Genomic DNA, 20,699 nt, shown 5'->3' on the forward strand with positions numbered 1-20,699 from the left:
TTATGGGAACGGATTCAGAGTTTATTCAGTCAGAAAAACAATTTTTAGACAAGGTGTATCACACATATACCGTTGACACCTCAGCTCAGACGATGGCGATGCGCAAGCTTATTATGCGCACTTTTGCTCCGTATTTGCGCGGCGGCAGAGCACTCGAATTGGGCTGTTCGGACGGTTTTATGACGGAGATGATCGCCAGCCACGTTGACCATCTCGATGTCGTCGACGGGTCGGAACTTTTTCTTGCCGAAGCCAGAAAACGAGATCTGCCAAATGTGAAATTCATTAATGCTCTTTTTGAAGAATTTGAGGCCGACGAAAAATATGACTATGTCATAGCGAGCTACATCCTCGAACATGTATTCGATCCTGTCGCCGTGATGAAAATGGCACGTTCCGTGCTGAAGCCTGACGGACTTTTGCTGTTGCTCGTTCCTAATGCACGAGCCCTTTCCCGCCAACTCGCGGTTCATATGGGACTTCTAAACGGTCTGAAGGAACTCACGCCAAACGATCACAATCACGGCCATCGCCGTGTCTATGACCGCGTTGACTTTGACCGTGATATTGCTGCAGCGGGTTTTGAAAACGTCAGCCAGGGCGGCGTTATGCTAAAAATTTTGGCCGACTTCCAGATGGATAAGTTAATTGATGACGGCACACTTCAGGAAGCTCAGATCGACGGCCTTTATAAACTTGGTTTGGAGTATCCCGACCTTTGCGGGTCACTATTTTCTGTTTGTCGCATCCGATCATGAAAATTGCTCTACTTTACGGATCGAGTCACGGACGCACGCGCAAAGCGGTGAACGAATCACTGGAGCGCCTGACGATCAAGCCTGATGTGTTTGATGTTAAGGATCTAACTTCGACAGAACAATTTTCCGTTTACGATATCCTGATGTTTTTTTGCCCGACCTATGGCGACGAGGAATTGCAACCGGATATGGAGAAGTTCATAACAGATTTCTCGCTTGATATGTCGGGAAAGCAATTTGTTATCTGCGAGCTGGGTAACTACTACGGCTACGAAGATTTTTCTTTTGGGGCGATGCAAATTATCCGTCGGCATTTGTTGGAACTTGGCGGACGTGAATTGTGCTCGCCGCTTTCCCTCGACGCCATGCCGCGTGTTGAATGGAATCAATTAAGGCGTTGGATCGAATACGTTAACGGCAATCTAAATAATCATGTCTGATCTTAAGATCATCAAAATTATAGAAGAAACGATTGGTCGGCCATTCGCTTACACGATGCAGGATGATCGGTGTATCGACCTTAGTCTGGGCGATGATGATGCTCCATATTACGGTTTGATCCGTCACCACACTCCGGCTGCGAAACAAGAAATACTACAGCTTATTTCGCGCTTAACTTCCTTGCAAAAACTCAATCTAAGGCGCAACCTTCTCGGCAAACTGCCGGACAATTTTGACCAGCTTACAAAGTTGGAAGACCTAAGCCTTGGTTCCAATTATCTCGGAGCTTTTCCAGAACAGATTCGCGGTTTTAAGGAACTAAAACGTCTCGCTCTTAGCAACAATGACCTTGCCGAACTACCGTCATGGTGTAGCGAGCTGCAAAATTTGGAATCTATTGCGCTTCATAAAAATCTGAAATTAAGATCGATAGAGCCTCTCCGAGGACTTAAACGCTTACGGTCGATCAATTTGTATTTTGTTAATATCCTGACACTGCCGGAGTTTGTGTACGAGTTTAGCGATTTGAAAAATCTGACACTTTGGAACATCAAGAATTTCCCTGATGGTTTAGAAGCTCTAGAAAATCTTGAGTTTTTCACCAACTGCGGCGGGCCGTCTGTGCGTTCATTGCCGAAAGGGTTCACCAGCCTTAAGAAATTGCGTATGGCTCGTATTTATCAGAATGATCTCGAAGTGTTGCCGGAAGATATCGGAAATTTGGAGAACCTTGAGCAAATATCGTTGTACCAAAATCGGCTTGCACGACTTCCAGATTCTATGGCAAAGATGAAACGGCTAACGAAATTGAATTTAGGTTGGAATCAATTCGAAGCTCTCCCAGACTGGATAAATGATCTTAAAGAACTCGAATGGTTGGCTATTTTCGAAAATCCATTAAAGCAACCAGATGGCATTCATACGCGATCCGGACTGAAAATTGATCGCGAATGGCCGTTTACAACACTCTTGAACGTAGGTGAATCCAGCTACACCTAAATACTAATTTATGAGCGCAAAGCCAGACGGATTAAAAAAAGCCGCATTTTCTGAACCTTTACATGTGGGACGTCCCAATCTTGGTGATCGGGATAAGTTTCTTGCCCGCGTTGAGACCATGCTCGACAATCGCTGGCTCTCGAACAACGGCCCTTTTGTTCAGGAATTTGAGGCGAAGATCGCCGAATTTGCCGGTGTTAAGCATTGCATAGCAATGTGTAATGCCACGATCGCCCTTGAGATCGCCATTCGAGCTGCCGAAATGACGGGAGAAGTGATCGTTCCCGCTTTTACCTTCGTGGCTACTGCCCACGCACTCCAATGGCAGGAAATAACTCCCGTTTTTTGCGATATCGATCCCCTCACGCACAACCTTGACCCGGCGCGTGTAGAGGAGTTGATCACGCCTAAGACAACAGGGATCATTGGCGTTCATGTGTGGGGAAGGCCATGCAATGTCGAAGCTCTTTGTGAAATAGCTGAGAGACGAAATCTAAAATTGATGTTCGACTCCGCACATGCGTTTGGCTGTAGTCACAAAGGCAAAATGGTCGGCGGATTTGCCCTGGCAGAGGTTTTTAGCTTCCATGCCACCAAATTTTTTAACACGCTCGAAGGCGGCGCTGTTGTGACAAACGACGACGATTTCGCGGCAAAGATCCGCCTAATGAAGAATTTTGGTTTCTCAGGCTACGACAATGTTATTTACATTGGAACCAACGGCAAAATGGCCGAGGTCAACGCGGCTATGGGCTTGACTAATCTGGAGAGCCTTGCTGATTTCATCGCAGTCAATCATCGTAATTACAATGTTTATCGCGATTGCTTGTCGGAAATACGCGGGCTTTCATTGATTCAGTATGACGAAAAAGAGAAAAATAATTACCACTACATAGTGGTGGAGATCGATGAGTCGGAAACAGGAATTAGCAGAGACGAACTGATAAGGGTGCTGGGTTCCGAAAATGTTCTTGCCCGACGGTACTTCTATCCCGGGTGTAACCGCATGGAACCATACCGCTCTAGTTACCCGCATGCGCGGTTGCTCTTGCCGGAGACCGAGAAAATGAGTCAACGTGTTTTGGTCCTTCCCAGCGGAACGGCAGTTTCGCCGGATGACATTGAAATTGTTTGCGGAATCCTCACTGAGGCGGTAAAAAATAGTCAAAACGGGATAAAGTCAACGATTACATCTATTTAGGATTAATGCTCATTACCGTTCAAAAACCAAAACCAAAGGTCAGCGTTGTAATGATCACTTACAACCATGAAAAGTTTATTGCCCAGGCGATAGAAGGCGTACTGATGCAAAAAACGGATTTCCCCTTTGAACTCATTATTGGAGAAGATTGCTCCACTGACGGAACCCGCAAAATCGCTCAGGACTTTCAGCAGAAATATCCGGAAACTGTAAGATTGCTGACGCCGGAATCCAACCTTGGTGTAGGACGCAATACAGTTACCTGTCTGAATGCGTGCGAAGGTCAGTATGTAACTTTTTGCGAAGGTGACGACTTTTGGACGGATCCAAGCAAATTGGCGCGGCAGATCGAATTGTTGGATGATCAACCAGAAGCTGCTATATGTTTTCATAAGGTAGGAATGCTCGATGATATTACTGGTGAGAACAGGGGATACTTTCCCGATACGACGTTCATCGAAAACCGGTTGAGTCAAAAAGAAGTCATCAGTAAATGCTGGATAGCTACCTGCTCGGCTATGTTTCGTCGAAAAAATATGCCTTTGTTGGATAATGGCTTCGCAGGTCTGCAGATATGTGATTGGGCGTTATTCATCTTACTGACCCGTCATGGTTACGTCGCGTACATTGACGAAGTAATGGCTCAGTATAGAGTTCACGGAACCGGTGTTTGGAGCTCGGGAACAGGGCTCTATCGCATCAGAGAAACTATCCGAACTTTAGAATATGTGTTGCCGGACGTATTCGCCGAAGAAAAGGCAGAATTGAGAAAAAGGCTGGGCCGCTATTACATGCGTGCCGGGCGTGAGGCTCTACAAATGGGAAGTCGTTCGGAGGCCCGCAAATTTGTACTACAGTCGTTTTTTCACTATTTGGCCGGGCGTGAACTGGGAATGCAGCATTTAAAGTTTCTTAGCAAAATGTATTTTCCGTCGGCCGTCTCTGGCCTGCGCGCAGTAAGGCAATCTCTCAAGAACAAAAACGGAAACCTAAAACTGCAATAATGTTGAGCCAGCATAGTATAACTTCCAATAAATCCGAAAAGTCGAAGAACTTGAAAAAAAGTAATCAGTTTTTGTGGAGAGAAGTGTCTCGCTCAGAATTAAAAGACTGGAGTGCGAAGTTGGAGTTAACGTCGTGTTCGTATCGCCAATTTCCTTTTTGGGTAAGTGCCTATGAAGTGCAGAATTACAAATCGCGATTCTTTTACTGCGGAGACGAAGACAAGCCGATAGCTTTTGTTGCGATCATCGAAGTTGGCACTTCTCCGTTCCGGTTTGGGTTGATTGATCGCGGACCATATTTCTTTGCGCCCGAAGATGTTGACACGTCATCGTGTCTATTGAGTTTGACGGATCTGTTCAGAAAATTGGGGTATGCGTTTGTTCGATTTACGCAGGGACAGGAAAGCGTCTTTTCAGAGATCCGAGATCTTAAGGGCGTTGAACAGATCGAACCGTATCCGTTTTGTCGAGACTCCCGGAATTCAATGCTCATAGAGCAAAAAGAGGACGATGCCGAAACGATATCGAGTTTTAGTGAGACGGCTCGAAAAAGAATAAGGCGAGCCATTCGGTTCAATTATGATATTAGCTCAACCAATACAGATGCTGATTTTGAAAAGGCATGGCAGCTTTTTGAAAATCTCGCATCAAAAAAAGGATTTGAACTTTCTCCGAAACCCAAAATATTCTGGCGTGAGCTGCTAAAGCAAGGTGCAGCAAATAATTTTGCTCGGCTTTATCTTTGTTCCTACCAAGGCGAGTTGATCGCTGCACAACTGCATGTACGGGACGGAGAGATTTGCGAAGCGATGCTCGCAGCGCTGGATCTCGATATCTTAGGCGAAAATCCAAGTCCGGCGGCCTTAATGTTTTTTACAGGTATGCGTTTCGGTTATGAGTTTGGTTGCGGCCATTTCAATATAGGTGGGCCGGGCGATCCGACGAGGAATAATCATCTTTTCGATTTTAAGAGAAAATTCAAACCAACACTGCATGTTGCACCGGAACCATTTTGTTTAGTGTTGTCGCCTCACCGTTATCGACTGTGGATGAATGTCGTTCTTAGAGGCTGGCGGGCCTGGCGATATAGGTTTGGCAAGAGCAACAAAAAGACGTTGACTTCGCCGGATGCATCCAGCACGAATGAGGAAGTTAAATAGTTAATAAATGCGACTGACCCCAAAACGTATTTTAAGAATTCTAAACTCGTACATAGTGCGTGCCGGTCCATATCGCTTTCTTACGAAGCGATATTTTGGAGTGGGCAATATTGCTCTAACGGAGCGCATAATTGAGATCGAGTCGTTCCGGAATGACGTTATTCCGCAACGATTGCCAGTTGGCTCATTCAAGTCCATTCTTTTACTTGCTCCCCATCAGGACGACGAAGTGATCGGTGCCGGAGGAACGCTCGTAATGGCGAGAGATGCCGGTGTAGATATCGCCATAGTTTACTGTACCGATGGCCAGCAGAATGACTTAGAGAGTGAAGTTCGAAGGCAGGAAAGTCGAAAAGTCTGCGAACGCCTTGGAGCAAAGATGTTTGAATTGGATATTTCTAATCTCAAACCGAAGCCGCAAAAGAAAGATCTGGAGGAACTCAACGAGATCATTCAATCGGTCAAGCCTAACGTGATCTTGTGTCCATGGCTATTTGACGGGGCGCCCAAGCATCGAATGATCAATCACATTCTTTGGCTAGCCAACACATTGGCAACATTACCTGATATTGAGATCTGGGGATATCAGGTTCAAAATACACTTTTGCCAAATGGATTTGTTGATATTACGGCGGTGGCTGATGAAAAACGTTTCCTGCTGGAGTGCTTTCCGTCGCAGAACGGCGATAGGCATTATGATCACGTTGCGATGGGACTGGCAGCGTGGAATTCTCGTTTGCTTTCGAAAAGCAAAACACCTGCTTTTGTTGAAATATTTTTTACGTTGCCCGCTCGCGAACTGATGAAACTTATAGAACAATTTTATTTCAAAGACCTTGAACTTACTTATGCCGGAGAGCCATCGGTTGCCGCAAACCTAAGAGAACTACATCTGTTGATTACAAAGACTGATGTCGGAGAGAGCACTATCGCTAACTCCCAGATTTTGAATGATGAAGGAATGTCTGAATTATGAACACCAGCATGAGATCTATAACTAGGTCCATAAAAAAAACAGATCTGGTATGGCGTTACGGATTAAACCTTGTGCCGACAGTTGATTACAAGATTCATAAACACCGGTTAACTGGTGTTGAAAGGAACATCATTGACAAACTCAATTCGGATGGGGTTGTCATTACCTCGGTGGAAGAACTTTTTGATAACGATTCAGAGTTTCTATCATTGGATGCTGCAACCAGAAGTCTGTTGGAAAACAGAAAACAAGAGATCGATGGCCTCAAGTCAATGGTAAATGACCCAGCCATCGGCCACAAAACTTTCAATTTGGAGATGCTGGGCAGCGAGTTGGTTTTTGATTCGGAAAGTATTTTTGCGCGGTTCGCACTGAACAATAGATTGTTAAATATTGCGAATGCCTATTTTCAAATGTACGCCAAGCTGAGATATTACAATGTGTGGAAGACATTTGCTTCACAAGGGAGTGCACGAGAATCACAGCTTTGGCATTTTGACCGTGAGGATAATTACATATTGAAGCTCTTTCTATATCTTGAGGATGTAGATGAAGGAGCAGGGCCGTTTACCTATGCGCAGGGAACGCACAGAAAAGGCCGTTTTCGCTTTATCAAACCCGAGTTTTTCATGGAAGGCAATGTTCGGCGAACGACCGACGAACAGATGAATGCAGTCTTTCCAAAGGAAAAATGGAAAAAGGGCACTGGAAAGAAAGGAACAATTATTTTTGCTGATACAAGGGGTTTTCACAAGGGTGGCGAGGCACGAATAAAGGACAGGCTAATGTACACTTGTATGTATACTTCCAAAGCATCAGAATCAAAAGAGCTTCTCAAGGTCCCTTCGAATATTGATACCAGCACTTTGACCAGCGAACAATTGAGGAATTTAGGTATTAAGTAGCAATTAGCTCTTTATTACCTAGATCATTGATTGCCCGATGACTAACCATAACTCCACAACCTCCAACGGCCATATGTCGGAATCGAAGAATTCCAGGGATATTAACTTCCTTCTTCTTTCTACGTCCTTATTGGTAGATCGGGTGTTTTTGCACACGGAAATGATAGATATCCTTAATAAGGCGGGAAATGTTTCAATATGGGCAACTTCCTATGACGAATCGGCTGTGGAATCGTGCTGGGCAGACGTAGATGCCGACATTCAAAAATTTCCTCAGGTGCGCGCATTTCGTGAAATCCCTCACAATTTTCTTCGTCGATTGAATGAATTTGTTTGGGACTATCGTTACTTGCCCCCAAGCCGAATGAGTATGATGGAGCATATAAGAAATAAACGATCTCCGCTACCCATACGAGCTTTAAAACCGCCCGCTCGACTGCTGGCTTTGCTTAAAACAGAACGACGTGTCGAAAGTGGTTTGGAGAAATTATTGCTGGCTTACCCACGTTCTGATGAAGCTGAGACCCGTTTGAGGGAAAACAGGCCGGATGTTGTTGTTTCTACTGGGCCTTTCCAATTTGAACAGCCGGCGATTTTTACAGCAGCAAAGAAATTAAGGATTCCAACTTTGGCTTATATTCCTTCATGGGATAACATTTCGACAAAAAATCGGATGGTCTTTAAATATGACGGCTACATAGTATGGAATGAGCAGGCAAAACGGGAGTTGTATGAATTTTATCCAGAGACAAAGGATTGTCCAGTCTATGTGATCGGAGCACCACAGTTCGACATTTTTCATCAGGAGCGTTTTCGTTCAACTCGCGAGGAGTTTTGCAAGCAACAAGATCTGGATCCAGATCTTCCAATAGTAGTTTACGCAGTCGGCTCGCCAAATTTTCTCCAGGAGAAACATGGTGCGGAGTATCTGGCAAAACGAGTCGCAAACGGAGACCTTGGCGACGTGCAGTTGCTCGTTAGACCGCATCCGATTCATGATAACGCCGAAATGAAGGAACTATTTGATCCGTACCTGCCAAAGGTTCGGCTGCAGGAAACACCGAATACAGGAAAAGAGCTAAACAAGAGAACTCAAGACGAATTGCAGATCGTTGAATGGGTGAACACTTTCAGACACGCCGATGTTGTTGTGAACCTGTCTTCCACAGTCACGATCGATGCGGCTATATTCGACAGGCCAGTCGTTAACCTGGATTTTGATCCTCAGCCGGGCCAGGCAGATCAACAGTTGATCAAGGATGTAAATCACAAATGGAATCACTTTAAGCCAATTGCCGAATCTGGAGGCGTCTGGCTGATTAATGATTTTAATGAGATGGTAGATGCAGTCAGAGGTTATTTGAAGCAGCCGGAACTTCATCGCGAAAAACGCCGGTGGATAGCCGAATATGTTTGCGGATATCTGGATGGCAAGAATAGTGAGCGCATGGCAAATGCAATAGTAGAATTTGTAGCCAGTAGGGAGAGATCTAAAAACTAATATGTGTGGAATAGCCGGAATGTTTCAACGTAATGGAGGCCAACCCTCGTTAGAGACAGTCAATAAGATTGGACTGACGATGACGCACAGAGGGCCCGATAATTTTGGTATCGAACAGCACGGAAAAGTTGTGATGGCGCATAATCGCCTCAGCCTTTTGGACCTGTCTGATGCTGCGAATCAACCTTTTTCAAACAGCAGATACTCACTGATCTATAATGGCGAGATCTATAATTTTCGTCAGTTGCGCGAAGAACTGATCAAAAAATATGGGATCGAGTTCGTTACCACTTCCGACACCGAAGTATTGTTTCATTTGCTTATTCACGAAGGTATCGATGAATGTCTCAGCAAGCTGCAGGGCATGTTCGCGTTCGCCTTTTACGATGAGGTCGAAGAGATCCTATTGCTTGCCCGGGATCGAATGGGGATCAAACCGCTTTACTATTATAGTGAGAATGGCAGTTTGTACTGGGCCTCGGAGATAAAGGCCCTTGTTAAGACGCTTGGGCTAAAACCCGATCCGATCCGTACACTTTTCTCAGTCAATAACATGGCTGAAAAATCTGCCGAATACACTTTGTTTAAGAACCTCTGGCTGCTGACGCCAGGAAGCTATTTGCGGATCGAATCAAAAGGCGAACCTAAGAAAATCGTCTATTATGATGTGGTTGACGAATTCGATGATGTGTATTACAACCACCTGAATAACCAGAGTTCTAAAGACATATTAACAACATTTGATGGCTTATTTGTTGATAGTGTTCAGAAAATGCTTATTAGCGATGCGCCGGTTGGTGCCTTTGTTAGTGGCGGAATAGATTCGAGCCTGATATCAGCCGTAGCCGCACAGTTCAACTCAGACATAAAGCTCTTTACGGCCAATATTGTTGGCAAATACTCGGAATACGAAGATGTAGTCAGATTGTCAAAACATATCAATAAAGAAGTATTTGCCTATGAATTTCAACCGCAAATGATGCTGCGCGACTGGGCAGATGTTACTTATTCGTACGACTGTCCTATAGTCATTCATGTAAACTCGATCCCGTTTTCCAATGTTGCCAGGTTGGCGAGAGACTCGAATGTAAAAGCTGTCCTTACCGGAGAAGGGGCCGACGAGCTTTTTCTAGGCTATCCGCGTATAGTCGCGCAGCGATATAGTTCTATCGCAGCATTTCCTGTCAACGCCGTTAAGTCGGTATATGATCTTGTTCCAAAACTCAGTAACTACCTGTTTCCTCATAGCAACACACCCGTTTCGTTCATTAATAAATTAGTTCAGGGTTTCGAATTTCAGCAACTTAACGACCGGGCAAACATAAAGCTTAATTCGTTGGATAAAGCGCATCGAAAAGAGCAGTATCTGACGATAAATATGCTGCGGGAACATCTGATCACGTTACTTCACCGGAATGATCGGATGGGAATGATGTCATCGATTGAAGCGCGGTTTCCATTTTTAGATGAGGCGATCGTAAAGTTTGCAGTAAATCTTCCGACAAAATTCAAAATTGGAAGGACCGGAAGATTTGGCAATCTCAAACATCCGTTCCTTATTGATAAATGGATCGTACGAAAGATGTCAGAAAAATACCTTCCAAAGCAGATCGTCAGAAAGAAAAAGTATGGGTTTCCGATGTACGGTCACAAATACCTACGCGTAAACGAGACTTTCTTTCGCAATGGCTGGATCGCAGAGAGTCTCGGCCTTTCCAACGATGTTCAAAAGTACTTCCTGCAAACACAGGACCCGTATATGATCGGAAAGTTGGCCTCCGTGGAAATTTTCGGCCGGATCTTCGGTTTTGACCATTCGACTGAGACAGTAAAACAACATATTTACGATAACGCGAAGATTGAAATGAGCGGTAAAACTCCCGTATTGGATATGTCCAAGATCCAGCGTAAAGCATCCGCTCTGTGGCCGGTCCTTCTAATGTGCAATCAGCTAATGCATGAACTTTAGAAATTATTGAGAATGATCGCAGAACGTCAACTTACAGAATTTAATAGAGTGGCTGACATCGATTCTAATCGCATCCAAGAAGAAGATGTTTCGACCGGTGCTGAAGTTATCAAAGATCAGCGTGTAGCAGTCATTTTTCCGCGTGGCGAGGTAATCCGTAATTTTGTTTATACAGGAATGTTGGATGTTTTAGGCGCGGAATCCGAGCTTCATTTATTGACTGTCGCGCCAGGAGAAGAATTTGAGGAGATGCTGGCCAGTAAGTGCGACAGCATTTACCCTCTTACTGAAGCTGACGATAAATGGATAGTGCGAATCCAACGCGATATCATCGACACGGCACACAACCGCTGGATATGGTCGAGGGCAGCAAAAGAGCGGTCGAGACTTCGCGATCAAGAAGCTCAAACCGTTCGTCAAAAAATTATTAGACGGATAAAGAAGATGATCAGTTTCCCCGTTGCCAACAGGGGTGGACTGAACGCTTTGTCGTCACTTGAACGAATTAGCAGCCGTTTATTTCGCACTTCCAATCAATATACGGAACTCTACAAGAAAATTCGTCCCGACCTGGTGTTTAACGCATCCCATGTTCACAGCCGAAATGCAACACAAGCAGTCGAAGCAGCTCAGTGGCTTGGGATTCCAACGGCGACATTCATTTTCAGTTGGGATAATCTAACTTCTCAAGGCCGAATCATGCTCCCATACGAATACTATCTAGTGTGGAACGAAGATCTAAAGAAGCAGCTGCTCGAAATGTATGAATGGATAAACCCTGAAAATGTTTTTATCACCGGCACACCTCAATTCGATTATCATTTTCAGGACAAATACTATTTGAGCAAAGAAGAGTATTGTGAGGAAATTGGTGCTGATCCGAACAGGCCGATTGTACTATACGCAACGGGAATGGCGAATCATATGCCAGGCGAACCGGATATTGTCGAAGGCATTGCTGATGTTTTGGCAGAGTTTCCTGAAGGCGGAGAACCGCAATTAGTACTAAGGGTTTATGCAAAAGACCTGACTGGACGGTTTGAAGAGTTAAGGCAGCGTCGGCCTGACATCATTTTTGCCGATCCTCTGTGGGAGCCTGCATGGCTGACACCAAAGTATGAAGACAGCTATGCGCTTATCAATGCACTTCGTCACTGCTCGCTTGGGATCAATGTCGCGTCGACTGTTTCGCTTGAACTTTGTATGTTTGATAAGCCAGTAATAAATGTTGGCTATAATCCTCCGTCAGTTCCTGAGCAAGAGCTGTCGTATGCCGATTATTATGAATTCGATCATTACAAACCTGTTGTAGAAAGTGGAGCGGTGCAAGTTGCGTGGAGCATCGCCGAGATGCGTCAATTGATAAAGAGTTCTCTAACCACACCGGAGCAACAAAAGAATGAGCGAAAGAAATTGATCGATCATATGTTTGGATCGACACTGGATGGCATGTCTGCACATCGAGTTGCTAAGGCACTGCTTGAAGTTTGTCAGACGGAGAGTGATCGGAGTTGAGAGAGTCAACAATCAAAATCTCTGTTGTCACGCCAACCCTTCGTCGTCCGGACGAAGTCGTGGGCATGTTGCAAAATCTATCTAAACAAACCCTGCTGCCGCACGAGGTTATTTTGGTTGACGGCGCTCCGCCGGAAGAAAATGAAACAGAAACTAAGGTACAAAATATTTCGCATTTGTGCCCATTCGAAATTCGTTACATTAGGCGCGGCGGTGGAACTGCAATACAACGCAACATCGGCATTGACGAGGCTACCGGTAGCATGATCAGTTTTATAGACGATGATATTCGTCTCGAACCTGATTTTTTTGAACAAATGGCTGTAGGCTTTGAGAAAGATGTTTCAGAGTCGGTCGGTGGGATTGCCGGCTATATTACAAACCAACATTTTGCCGTTGAAACTTCATCGAGGTGGAATTGGTATAAACGCTTACGCCTTTTAACAACGTATACGCCGGGGTTTTATGATTTCAAAACTGGTATTCCAATTAATCGCTACTTATACCCACCACACTCTTCATTGCGGACGATCCAGTGTATGGGAGCAGGCTGTGCAGTGTGGCGCAAAAGCGTGTTTGACCAAGGTCTGAGGTTCTCACATTTCTTTTCCGATTATGGAGTTCTTGAAGATGCTCATCTCGCTTTGTGTGCAGGAAAATACTGGGTTTTACAGGAAAATGGTTCAGCACGCTGTGAACACTTACATTCGCAAAACTCCCGCGCTAACCGAAGACGAATCGGGTACAAATGCGTTGTTAATTACTATTTCGTATTCCTAGATATTTGCGGACCACTCAGTATGCTTCAAAAGATTCGGTTCTGGCGTTTTCAGACTTTTGAACTATTTCGGATCGCGATTTCAGCCCTGCACCGTCGTAGATGGGATGACGTTCGAGAACTTTTAGGTAGGTTCGAGGGTTTCTTCCGTGTTCTTCGCGGATTATAGATCGTGTCTCCCCGCGTCCATGCGTATTCAAAAAGACCGGTAAATGAATTTAGTCGTAGTATCACATAAAATTTGCTGGCCAAGCAAAGAATCCCCGACCGGATTTTCAACGGACGGCGGGTTTCCCTTTCATATGGAGGCGATATCCGAGCTCTTCGCAAAAACAACTGTCGTCGTTCCATGTGAAAACGCCATTCTACAGAGTGGTGGCACTCCGTTAATAGGCCGCAATTTGGAGGTCGTTCGATTGGCCGTTCCTAGCGGAGCAGGTCTAAGAAGAAAATTGGCTATGTCTTTTTGGATCATCACGAATGGAAAAGTCATTTGGCGACAGATAAAAAATGCAGACGCAGTTCACACGCCGATACCGGGCGATGTCGGAACTATCGGCATGCTCTTTGCTTTGATGATGCGGAAACCGATCTTTGTCAGGCACTGCGGCAACTGGTTTGTACAGCGCACCATTGCTGAGAAATTTTGGAAATGGAGTATGGAATTTTTTGGCGGTGGCCGAAACGTGATGTTTGCGACCGGAGGATCGTCCCAGCCACCATCGCAGAGCAATCCTAGCCTGAAATGGATATTTTCCACATCACTTAGGCGCGGTCAGATCGCAGGCCGTGAGCCACTTACCTTACCGGCAGACGGCCGGATAAGGCTGGCGATCGCGTGTAGGCAGGAAGCAAGAAAAGGGACGGACATTGTGATAGACAGCATGCCCAATATTTTACGTACCTTTCCGAATGCTTCGCTTGATGTGATCGGTGATGGTTCGTTGCTGGCGACATTGAAACAACGAGTTCAAGAGCTTGGTTTGAAAGACAAAGTAAATTTTCACGGAAAGCTTGAGCATGCAAAAGTCATCTCGCTGTTAAAACAGAATCATATATTTTGTTATCCGACATCTGCTTCAGAAGGTTTTCCAAAAGTAGTTCTCGAAGCACTCGCCAGTGGAATGCCTGTGATAACTACGAGGGTTTCGGTGCTGCCTGATTTGATTTCTTCTGGATGCGGTGTGCTGCTTGATTCCCCATCGCCGGCAAGCTTGTCAAACGCTGTCATAGAAGTTTGTTCGGATCAGGCCAAGTATAAAGTAATGTCGTCGAAGGCAATGAGCACGGCTCAGAAATACAGCCTCGAAGACTGGCGGGATTTTATCGGCAAGACTCTGCGAGAAGCGTGGAACGTCTCGACACTTTCCTGAATATTCAGAACGCTTTTTCACATGAAAGTAGGTTTTCTTGCTGGAACTCTCGGACGCGGCGGAGCGGAACGGCAGCTCATTTATATGCTTCAGGCCTTAAAGGCTGAGCAGATAGAAACCCGTGTATTATGTCTTACAAAAGGTGAAGCATTTGAGCAAGAGATTCGCGAACTCGGAGTGGACGTTGACTGGATCGGCAGCACCAGGAATCAGTTCATAAGACTTAGACGAATCGTTCAGAACGTTCGAGAGCGTCCCGTAGATATTCTGCAGAGCGTACATTTTTATACAAATTTTTATGCTGCTGTTGCGGGACGCGTTTCACGTGTTCGCAATATAGGAGCAATACGAAATGACCTGACAAGCGAGATTAAGGCAAACCACATTTTTGGGAAATGGCACTTAAAACTTCCTCAACGACTCATCGCGAATTCTCAAATAGCCGTTGACCGGGCAATAGCAAAAGGAATTCTTCCCGAAAACATCGAGCTTGTGCGAAATGTGGTTACCGGAAAAAGCGGTGAAATTAACCTCCGTTCGACGGATGCAAATAGCGTTAGGATTCTTTTTGCCGGCAGACTTGTGCCGCAAAAGCGGCCAGAGTTGTTTATCGAGATGGCGTCGCAACTTTGCGAAAGACTGTTCGACGTGAACCTGGAATTTGTTATAGCCGGCGATGGGCCGCTTCGTTCCGATCTTGAACATCTGGCGCAGAAACACAATTTAGAAAATAAAGGAGTAAAATTTGCAGGTGAAACCTCTGAGATGTCTGAGCTGTATTTATCCTCGGATATTCTGGTTTTGACCTCTGACCACGAAGGAACGCCAAATGTTATTTTAGAGGCGATGGCATACGGGTTGCCGGTTGTCGCTACAACAGTTGGCGGTGTTCCGGGGATATTAAATGATAGATGCGGGATCTTGGTAGAACCGACAAATATTGAAGAATTAGTAGCGGCGGCCTCGAAGCTTATCGCCAACAGAAAACTTCGCTTGGAAATGGGAATACAAGGAAAGGAATATGTCAGGAAAAATCACTCGATCGGCTATTTACAAGATAGGTTAAAGTTTATTTATTCTGAGTTAATTAGAACTTCGATAGCAAAAAGTGAGAGCAGAAGCACTAGTCAATAGGCCTTTAGTCCGAACCCAAAAACGGCAAGGAGTAAAAAGCAAAGCGTCACGGGATTTCCTCGTCGTGATGCTGCTGTCGATTGTACATTTGCCGTTGGGAGTAGCGCTGTACAACACGGGGTCGGTCGGCGTTGCTCATCCGTTCTTAATATTTTCCTTTGGCCTTTATCTTGCGCTGAAAAAAAAGGTGAATACCGGACATGTTGCCTGTGTGGCTGCTTATATTATCGGAGCAGAAGTATTATGGAGAATGGCCGGTGTGCCGACTCCCTGGGAATTTGGTAAATATGCGGCCGCAGGGATCATGCTTGCTGCGATATTTCGCAGTCATCGGTTTGAGGTACCTAAACTGCCTTTGTTGTATTTGGGATTGCTAATTCCATCGGGTTTGATGGTTATCGCGGAAACCGACCTAAGCCGGGCGACAGCCGCGCTAAGCTTCAACCTGTCTGGCCCTGTATTATTGTTGGTTAGTGCTTGGTTCTTCTATAAAACTCGGATTAGTCCTTCAGAGTTTCGACGCCTGCTCATCGCTTTTATTTTGCCGCTACTTAGCGTTGCAATGTCGGCACTTTTTTATACCGTTACCGCCGAAGATCTTTCTTTTACGGGCGAATCTAATCTCGCCACGAGCGGAGGATTTGGCCCAAATCAGGTTTCATCGATGTTGGGGCTAGGTGTATTTGTTTCGGCTGCCGGCTTTCTGATATTTAAGAAGCGTTCCAAGTTTAGTATTTATTTTGCGCTTTCGGCTTTATTCTTCGCCACGCTGAGTGTTATGACTTTTTCGCGCGGCGGAATGTACAATGCTGTTGGCGGGATCTTTGTTTTGTTGATGTTTGGATTACGTGATGTTTCTTCGGGACTGCGCCGGCTGGCGCCGGCTGTAATTTTGGGGGCACTGTTCGTATTGTTCATCTATCCGATGCTGAATGATTTTACAGGTGGTGCATTACAGGAGCGATTTGAGGATACCGGCACTTCGCAGCGGTCTGATATAGCCTGGACAGATATTGAAATGTTCATGGATAATCCTGCCTTTGGTGTTGGCGTTGGTGCGTCTTATGCCTATCGAGAAAAGTATTATCACAAGGCCATGGCACATACCGAATTCGCCCGGATGATATCCGAGCACGGTTCATTGGGTTTAGCTGCGATATTGGTAATGCTGGCCTTCTTAATAGTAAATCTGAAACGCCCAAATTCGACACCGGGCAGGGCATTTATCGCCGGTGGACTTACGTGGGCATGTCTGTTTATGACCAATGCAGGTATGAGACTTGCGGCGCCCGCTTTTATTTGGGGCCTTAGCTTCATCACAATAGTTAGCCTTCGGCCGCATCTAGGACGAGCGATCGGCAGGGTCAAAAATCAAGGTTCCTCAAAAACATCAACGATTCCCAGTAAAGAAATGCAGGCAACCAGATCAGTTCGAGCAAATTTACCAACCTGAATTATGAAGCGTGTAAGTTTATGCGTTGTCGGTAATCTGCTGGGAAGGAACCCTGGTTACATTACTACGCAAGGACAAATTTTAGCCGATCTTCTAACAAAAGAAGGCCATACGGTTATTAGTTGTTCTTCAAAAATAAATCGAGTGTTTCGTTTGCTCGATATTGTTTGGACCGTATTTAGGAATCGAAAGAAGTTTGATGTCCTAATTTTAGAAGTTTACAGCGGACTTAATATATTGATGTCCGAGACGGTCAGTTTATTGGGAAGACTTTTAGGCGTTCCGATGATCTTTGTTCTTCACGGAGGTAATTTACCTGAGTTTTCAAAAAAGTATCCGCGTTGGGTGAAACGTGTACTGGAAAGAGGAGATATCCTTGTCGCACCATCCACGTATTTAGTAAAAGGACTCAAACATCTGGGACTTTCGATTCGCGTTGTCCGCAACATCATTGACGTAAATGAGTATCCTCACAGGCTAAGGCGCAACATAAGTCCGAAAATGATCTGGATGAGATCGTTCCACACCATATACAATCCGCAAATGGCTGTAATGGTTGTGAGATCGGTAAGAGATAAGCATCCCGATGCGAGTCTGGTCATGGCGGGGTTGGATAAAGGCTTAGAGTTCGAGACCAGATCATTGGTCGAGGAATTAGGATTGCAGCATGCCGTTCGATTTCCAGGTTTTCTGGATCATGAGGCAAAGATCAAGGAATTTTCCAAAGCCGACATATACCTGAACACAAATCGTATAGATAACATGCCGGTCGCCGTTGTCGAAGCATGTGCCATGGGATTACCTGTAGTTGCGACCGCTGTCGGAGGCTTGCCGGATCTTTTAGTTCACGGCAAGACTGGTATGTTGGTTGCGGATGATGATGTTGAAGAAATGACAAATGCCGTTAGTTCGCTTTTAAAAGATCCGGAATTGACAGAAAAACTATCAAAAAATGGACGAGCATTAGCTGAATTGTCTTCATGGAACACGGTTCGAGGTTGTTGGGTCGAACTCTTCACCGAGATCATGAAAACCAAGCTTCAAGGACAGCGATCGAAAGACCTTTCGTATCTTACTTCAAATAAATGAGCCTCGCGCTAAAGCTCTATCACAGATTGCCCGTTTTTTCACGCTCGTTGGTTGCGAGTGCTCGCGGTTATTATTTGCGTTGGTGGAGGTACGATAAAGAAACAGACAGACTCGTCGAAGAGGCGTTGGAACGCGACATGTGGAACGAAACCCAGTGGGCCGACTGGCGAGCAAAACGTCTTTCATATATTTTAAATCGGGCCGCAACTCAGGTTCCCTATTATCGTCGACATTGGGAAGAAAAGCGTCGGCAAGGCGATACTGCGTCTTGGAAAATTTTAGAAAACTGGCCGATCCTTGAGAAACAAACTTTGCGTGAGAGCAGCAAAGAATTTGTCGCTGACGACTGCACAATCTCAAAAATGTTTCACGATCACACGAGCGGCACCACAGGAACTTCGCTCGATCTTTGGTTCTCGTTTCAGTCCGTAAAGCAGTGGTATGCTCTCTTAGAAGCCCGGGCAAAAATTTGGTACGGCATTTCGCGAAAAGATAGATGGGCGATCCTCGGAGGTCAGCTTGTTACTCCTGTCGGACAGCAAAAACCTCCATTTTGGGTTTGGAATGCCGGGTTGAATCAACTGTACCTTTCCTCATATCACCTTGCACCCAATTTGATCCCAGCATATTTGCAGGCCATCGTTGATTACAAGATTAAGTATATTTTGGGTTATTCTTCTGCAATCTATACTCTGGCGCAGGAAACTCTGAAACTTGGCCGCAAGGATCTAAAAATGGATGTCGTAATAACAAACGCCGAGCCATTATATGAGTATCAACGACAGACGATAAGCGAAGCGTTTAGCTGTCCGGTTCGCGAGACGTACGGCATGTCCGAGACCGCAGCAGCAGGTAGCGAGTGCGAAAAAGGATCGATGCATCTATGGCCCGATACCGGAATTATTGAAGCCATTGATGATGGAAATGATGGCCCTTCTGACTTTCTCTGTACAGGCCTGATCAATGCTGATATGCCTCTAATCCGATACAGAGTTGGGGATGCCGGCAAACTCTCCAATGCAAAGTGTGACTGCGGAAGAAAATTGCCGCTTATTGAAAAGATTGAAGGCCGAAGCGATGACCTTTTATATACCGCAGATGGAAGGCGTGTCGGTCGATTAGATCCTATATTTAAGAGCAACTTGCCGATCATTGAGGCTCAGATAATTCAAAAATCACTGAAGCAAGTGAATGTTAAATATGTTCCAGCTCACAATTTTACGAACGAAGCTTTGAAGGTGTTAACAGAACTCATCCGTGAGCGCATGGGTGATATTGAAGTGAAGTTTGAAGAAGTTGAAGTCGTGCCGAGAACCAGCCGAGGAAAGTTCCGGGCCGTGATCTGTGAGTTATCGATGGAAGAAAAGTCGGCGTTGGAAGCACGTTGAATGTCGGAAATGAATAAAATAGATGCACAATTATATCCCTTTGTTTCGGTAATAATACCCGTTCACAACGAAGGGAATTTTATTCTGAGAAGTTTGGGAGCGCTGCTTGATCAGACATATCCAAAGGATCGTATGGAGATCATATTGGCCGATGGAATGTCCACCGACAACACACGACAGCTTGCCGAACAGATTGCAAGTGAATCGACGATCCCCGTTAGGTTTGTCGACAATGTGAGGAAGATCGCTCCTTCCGGTTTAAATCTGGCTTTGGGCGTTGCCAAAGGCGAGATCATTGTTCGTGTTGATGGTCACACCATTGTAGAGCCGGATTATGTAAGCGAATGCGTTGATGCCTTAATGCGCAGCGGAGCCGCCAATGCCGGTGGAAAAATGAACGCCGTTACTGAGGGTTCGGCCGGACAGGCGATTGCAATTGCGACCAGCTCGCGATTTGGCATAGGAAATGCGCGATTTCATTATTCTGACAGTGAGGAATATGTCGATACGGTCTATCTCGGTGCATGGCCTAAAAAAATATTTGACCGCTATGGCCTCTTCAACGAAGAACTCGTTAGAAATCAAGATGACGAATTTAATTACAGGCTTCGGGCCGCCGGCGAAAAAATACTGCTTTCGCCGCGTATCAAATCGATATACTACAATCGCAGCTCGTTCAAAACTCTTTGGCGGCAATATTTCCAATACGGCTATTGGAAAGTGCGTGTTCTGCAGATGCATCCGCGTCAGATGAGCATGCGTCAGTTTGTTCCGCTAGTTTTCGTCACATCCTTGATCGTGACGGCGATATTATCGTTGTTATTGCCTTTTGGCTGGCTGGCTTTTGCAAGTGTCGTTTTAAGCTATTTAGCAGCAAATCTTGTAGCTACTGTTATTGCCGGTAAGACGAAAATTACTCTATTACCGTTGGTTTCGCTTAGTTTTGTAATTTTGCATCTTTCGTATGGATTTGGCTTTCTATTAGGCGTCTTTTCCTTTGTAGGATATTGGTTTAAACCAAGAACGGGCGGCGTTCTGCCGGTTGACCAATAGAG

The 20,699-nt window shown here is 45.3% G+C and carries 18 protein-coding genes; all 18 read left to right on the forward strand.

Annotated features, from left to right (window positions below):
* The first annotated feature begins 2 nt into the window (after positions 1–2).
* Positions 3–758 carry a class I SAM-dependent methyltransferase gene (locus IPL32_08595; GenBank protein ID MBK8465875.1) on the forward strand — a complete coding sequence of 252 codons (756 nt, stop codon included), beginning with the start codon at positions 3–5 and terminating at the stop codon, positions 756–758.
* A complete protein-coding gene (locus tag IPL32_08600; GenBank protein MBK8465876.1) occupies positions 755–1,198 on the forward strand; it encodes a flavodoxin domain-containing protein in 444 nt (147 codons plus the stop codon). Before IPL32_08595 ends, IPL32_08600 begins: the two co-directional genes overlap by 4 nt.
* Positions 1,191–2,198 (forward strand): hypothetical protein, encoded by a 1,008-nt coding sequence (locus IPL32_08605; protein MBK8465877.1) that lies wholly within the window; start codon positions 1,191–1,193, stop codon positions 2,196–2,198. Before IPL32_08600 ends, IPL32_08605 begins: the two co-directional genes overlap by 8 nt.
* Positions 2,199–2,208: 10 nt before the next feature.
* On the forward strand, positions 2,209–3,399 hold the full coding sequence (locus tag IPL32_08610) for an aminotransferase class I/II-fold pyridoxal phosphate-dependent enzyme (protein ID MBK8465878.1): 1,191 nt from the start codon (positions 2,209–2,211) through the stop codon (positions 3,397–3,399).
* 5 nt (positions 3,400–3,404) lie between these two features.
* Positions 3,405–4,403 (forward strand): glycosyltransferase, encoded by a 999-nt coding sequence (locus IPL32_08615; protein ID MBK8465879.1) that lies wholly within the window; start codon positions 3,405–3,407, stop codon positions 4,401–4,403.
* A gap of 176 nt (positions 4,404–4,579) precedes the next feature.
* Positions 4,580–5,563, forward strand: coding sequence for a GNAT family N-acetyltransferase (locus IPL32_08620; protein ID MBK8465880.1), 984 nt, complete (start codon positions 4,580–4,582; stop codon positions 5,561–5,563).
* A 7-nt stretch (positions 5,564–5,570) separates the two neighbouring features.
* On the forward strand, positions 5,571–6,539 hold the full coding sequence (locus IPL32_08625; GenBank protein ID MBK8465881.1) for a PIG-L family deacetylase: 969 nt from the start codon (positions 5,571–5,573) through the stop codon (positions 6,537–6,539).
* Positions 6,540–6,547: 8 nt separating this feature from the next.
* The gene (locus IPL32_08630; GenBank protein ID MBK8465882.1) at positions 6,548–7,444 is read left to right on the forward strand and encodes a phytanoyl-CoA dioxygenase family protein; all 897 of its coding nucleotides are present in this window, start codon (positions 6,548–6,550) and stop codon (positions 7,442–7,444) included.
* A gap of 160 nt (positions 7,445–7,604) precedes the next feature.
* Positions 7,605–8,945 carry a CDP-glycerol glycerophosphotransferase family protein gene (locus IPL32_08635; protein MBK8465883.1) on the forward strand — a complete coding sequence of 447 codons (1,341 nt, stop codon included), beginning with the start codon at positions 7,605–7,607 and terminating at the stop codon, positions 8,943–8,945.
* 1 nt (position 8,946) lies between these two features.
* Positions 8,947–10,914, forward strand: coding sequence for an asparagine synthase (glutamine-hydrolyzing) (gene asnB / locus IPL32_08640; protein ID MBK8465884.1), 1,968 nt, complete (start codon positions 8,947–8,949; stop codon positions 10,912–10,914).
* A gap of 12 nt (positions 10,915–10,926) precedes the next feature.
* Positions 10,927–12,429, forward strand: a complete 1,503-nt coding sequence (locus tag IPL32_08645) for a hypothetical protein (GenBank protein ID MBK8465885.1) — start codon at positions 10,927–10,929, stop codon at positions 12,427–12,429.
* Complete coding sequence (locus IPL32_08650; protein MBK8465886.1) at positions 12,426–13,376, forward strand: glycosyltransferase; 951 nt, start codon at positions 12,426–12,428, stop codon at positions 13,374–13,376. The genes IPL32_08645 and IPL32_08650 overlap by 4 nt, the downstream gene beginning before the upstream one ends.
* Before the next feature lie 133 nt (positions 13,377–13,509).
* Positions 13,510–14,580, forward strand: a complete 1,071-nt coding sequence (locus tag IPL32_08655; protein ID MBK8465887.1) for a glycosyltransferase family 4 protein — start codon at positions 13,510–13,512, stop codon at positions 14,578–14,580.
* Positions 14,581–14,601: 21 nt separating this feature from the next.
* Positions 14,602–15,714 (forward strand): glycosyltransferase, encoded by a 1,113-nt coding sequence (locus tag IPL32_08660; protein MBK8465888.1) that lies wholly within the window; start codon positions 14,602–14,604, stop codon positions 15,712–15,714.
* Complete coding sequence (locus tag IPL32_08665; GenBank protein MBK8465889.1) at positions 15,689–17,167, forward strand: O-antigen ligase family protein; 1,479 nt, start codon at positions 15,689–15,691, stop codon at positions 17,165–17,167. Before IPL32_08660 ends, IPL32_08665 begins: the two co-directional genes overlap by 26 nt.
* A 3-nt stretch (positions 17,168–17,170) precedes the next feature.
* The gene (locus tag IPL32_08670) at positions 17,171–18,256 is read left to right on the forward strand and encodes a glycosyltransferase family 4 protein (GenBank protein MBK8465890.1); all 1,086 of its coding nucleotides are present in this window, start codon (positions 17,171–17,173) and stop codon (positions 18,254–18,256) included.
* A complete protein-coding gene (locus tag IPL32_08675) occupies positions 18,253–19,644 on the forward strand; it encodes a phenylacetate--CoA ligase family protein (protein ID MBK8465891.1) in 1,392 nt (463 codons plus the stop codon). Before IPL32_08670 ends, IPL32_08675 begins: the two co-directional genes overlap by 4 nt.
* Positions 19,645–19,653: 9 nt before the next feature.
* The gene (locus IPL32_08680) at positions 19,654–20,697 is read left to right on the forward strand and encodes a glycosyltransferase family 2 protein (GenBank protein MBK8465892.1); all 1,044 of its coding nucleotides are present in this window, start codon (positions 19,654–19,656) and stop codon (positions 20,695–20,697) included.
* The last annotated feature ends 2 nt before the right edge of the window (positions 20,698–20,699 follow it).

This window comes from Chloracidobacterium sp., assembly GCA_016711345.1.
GTDB lineage: Bacteria > Acidobacteriota > Blastocatellia > Pyrinomonadales > Pyrinomonadaceae > OLB17.

Bases quoted from the DNA above. Each gene is read 5' to 3' on its own strand.
- IPL32_08595 (MBK8465875.1), top strand. From the start codon at position 3: ATGGGAACGGATTCAGAGTTTATTCAGTCAGAAAAACAATTTTTAGAC.
- IPL32_08600 (MBK8465876.1), top strand. From the start codon at position 755: ATGAAAATTGCTCTACTTTACGGATCGAGTCACGGACGCACGCGCAAA.
- IPL32_08605 (MBK8465877.1), top strand. From the start codon at position 1,191: ATGTCTGATCTTAAGATCATCAAAATTATAGAAGAAACGATTGGTCGG.
- IPL32_08610 (MBK8465878.1), top strand. From the start codon at position 2,209: ATGAGCGCAAAGCCAGACGGATTAAAAAAAGCCGCATTTTCTGAACCT.
- IPL32_08615 (MBK8465879.1), top strand. From the start codon at position 3,405: ATGCTCATTACCGTTCAAAAACCAAAACCAAAGGTCAGCGTTGTAATG.
- IPL32_08625 (MBK8465881.1), top strand. From the start codon at position 5,571: ATGCGACTGACCCCAAAACGTATTTTAAGAATTCTAAACTCGTACATA.
- IPL32_08630 (MBK8465882.1), top strand. From the start codon at position 6,548: ATGAGATCTATAACTAGGTCCATAAAAAAAACAGATCTGGTATGGCGT.
- IPL32_08635 (MBK8465883.1), top strand. From the start codon at position 7,605: ATGATAGATATCCTTAATAAGGCGGGAAATGTTTCAATATGGGCAACT.
- asnB (MBK8465884.1), top strand. From the start codon at position 8,947: ATGTGTGGAATAGCCGGAATGTTTCAACGTAATGGAGGCCAACCCTCG.
- IPL32_08645 (MBK8465885.1), top strand. From the start codon at position 10,927: ATGATCGCAGAACGTCAACTTACAGAATTTAATAGAGTGGCTGACATC.
- IPL32_08655 (MBK8465887.1), top strand. From the start codon at position 13,510: ATGGAGGCGATATCCGAGCTCTTCGCAAAAACAACTGTCGTCGTTCCA.
- IPL32_08660 (MBK8465888.1), top strand. From the start codon at position 14,602: ATGAAAGTAGGTTTTCTTGCTGGAACTCTCGGACGCGGCGGAGCGGAA.
- IPL32_08670 (MBK8465890.1), top strand. From the start codon at position 17,171: ATGAAGCGTGTAAGTTTATGCGTTGTCGGTAATCTGCTGGGAAGGAAC.
- IPL32_08675 (MBK8465891.1), top strand. From the start codon at position 18,253: ATGAGCCTCGCGCTAAAGCTCTATCACAGATTGCCCGTTTTTTCACGC.
- IPL32_08680 (MBK8465892.1), top strand. From the start codon at position 19,654: ATGAATAAAATAGATGCACAATTATATCCCTTTGTTTCGGTAATAATA.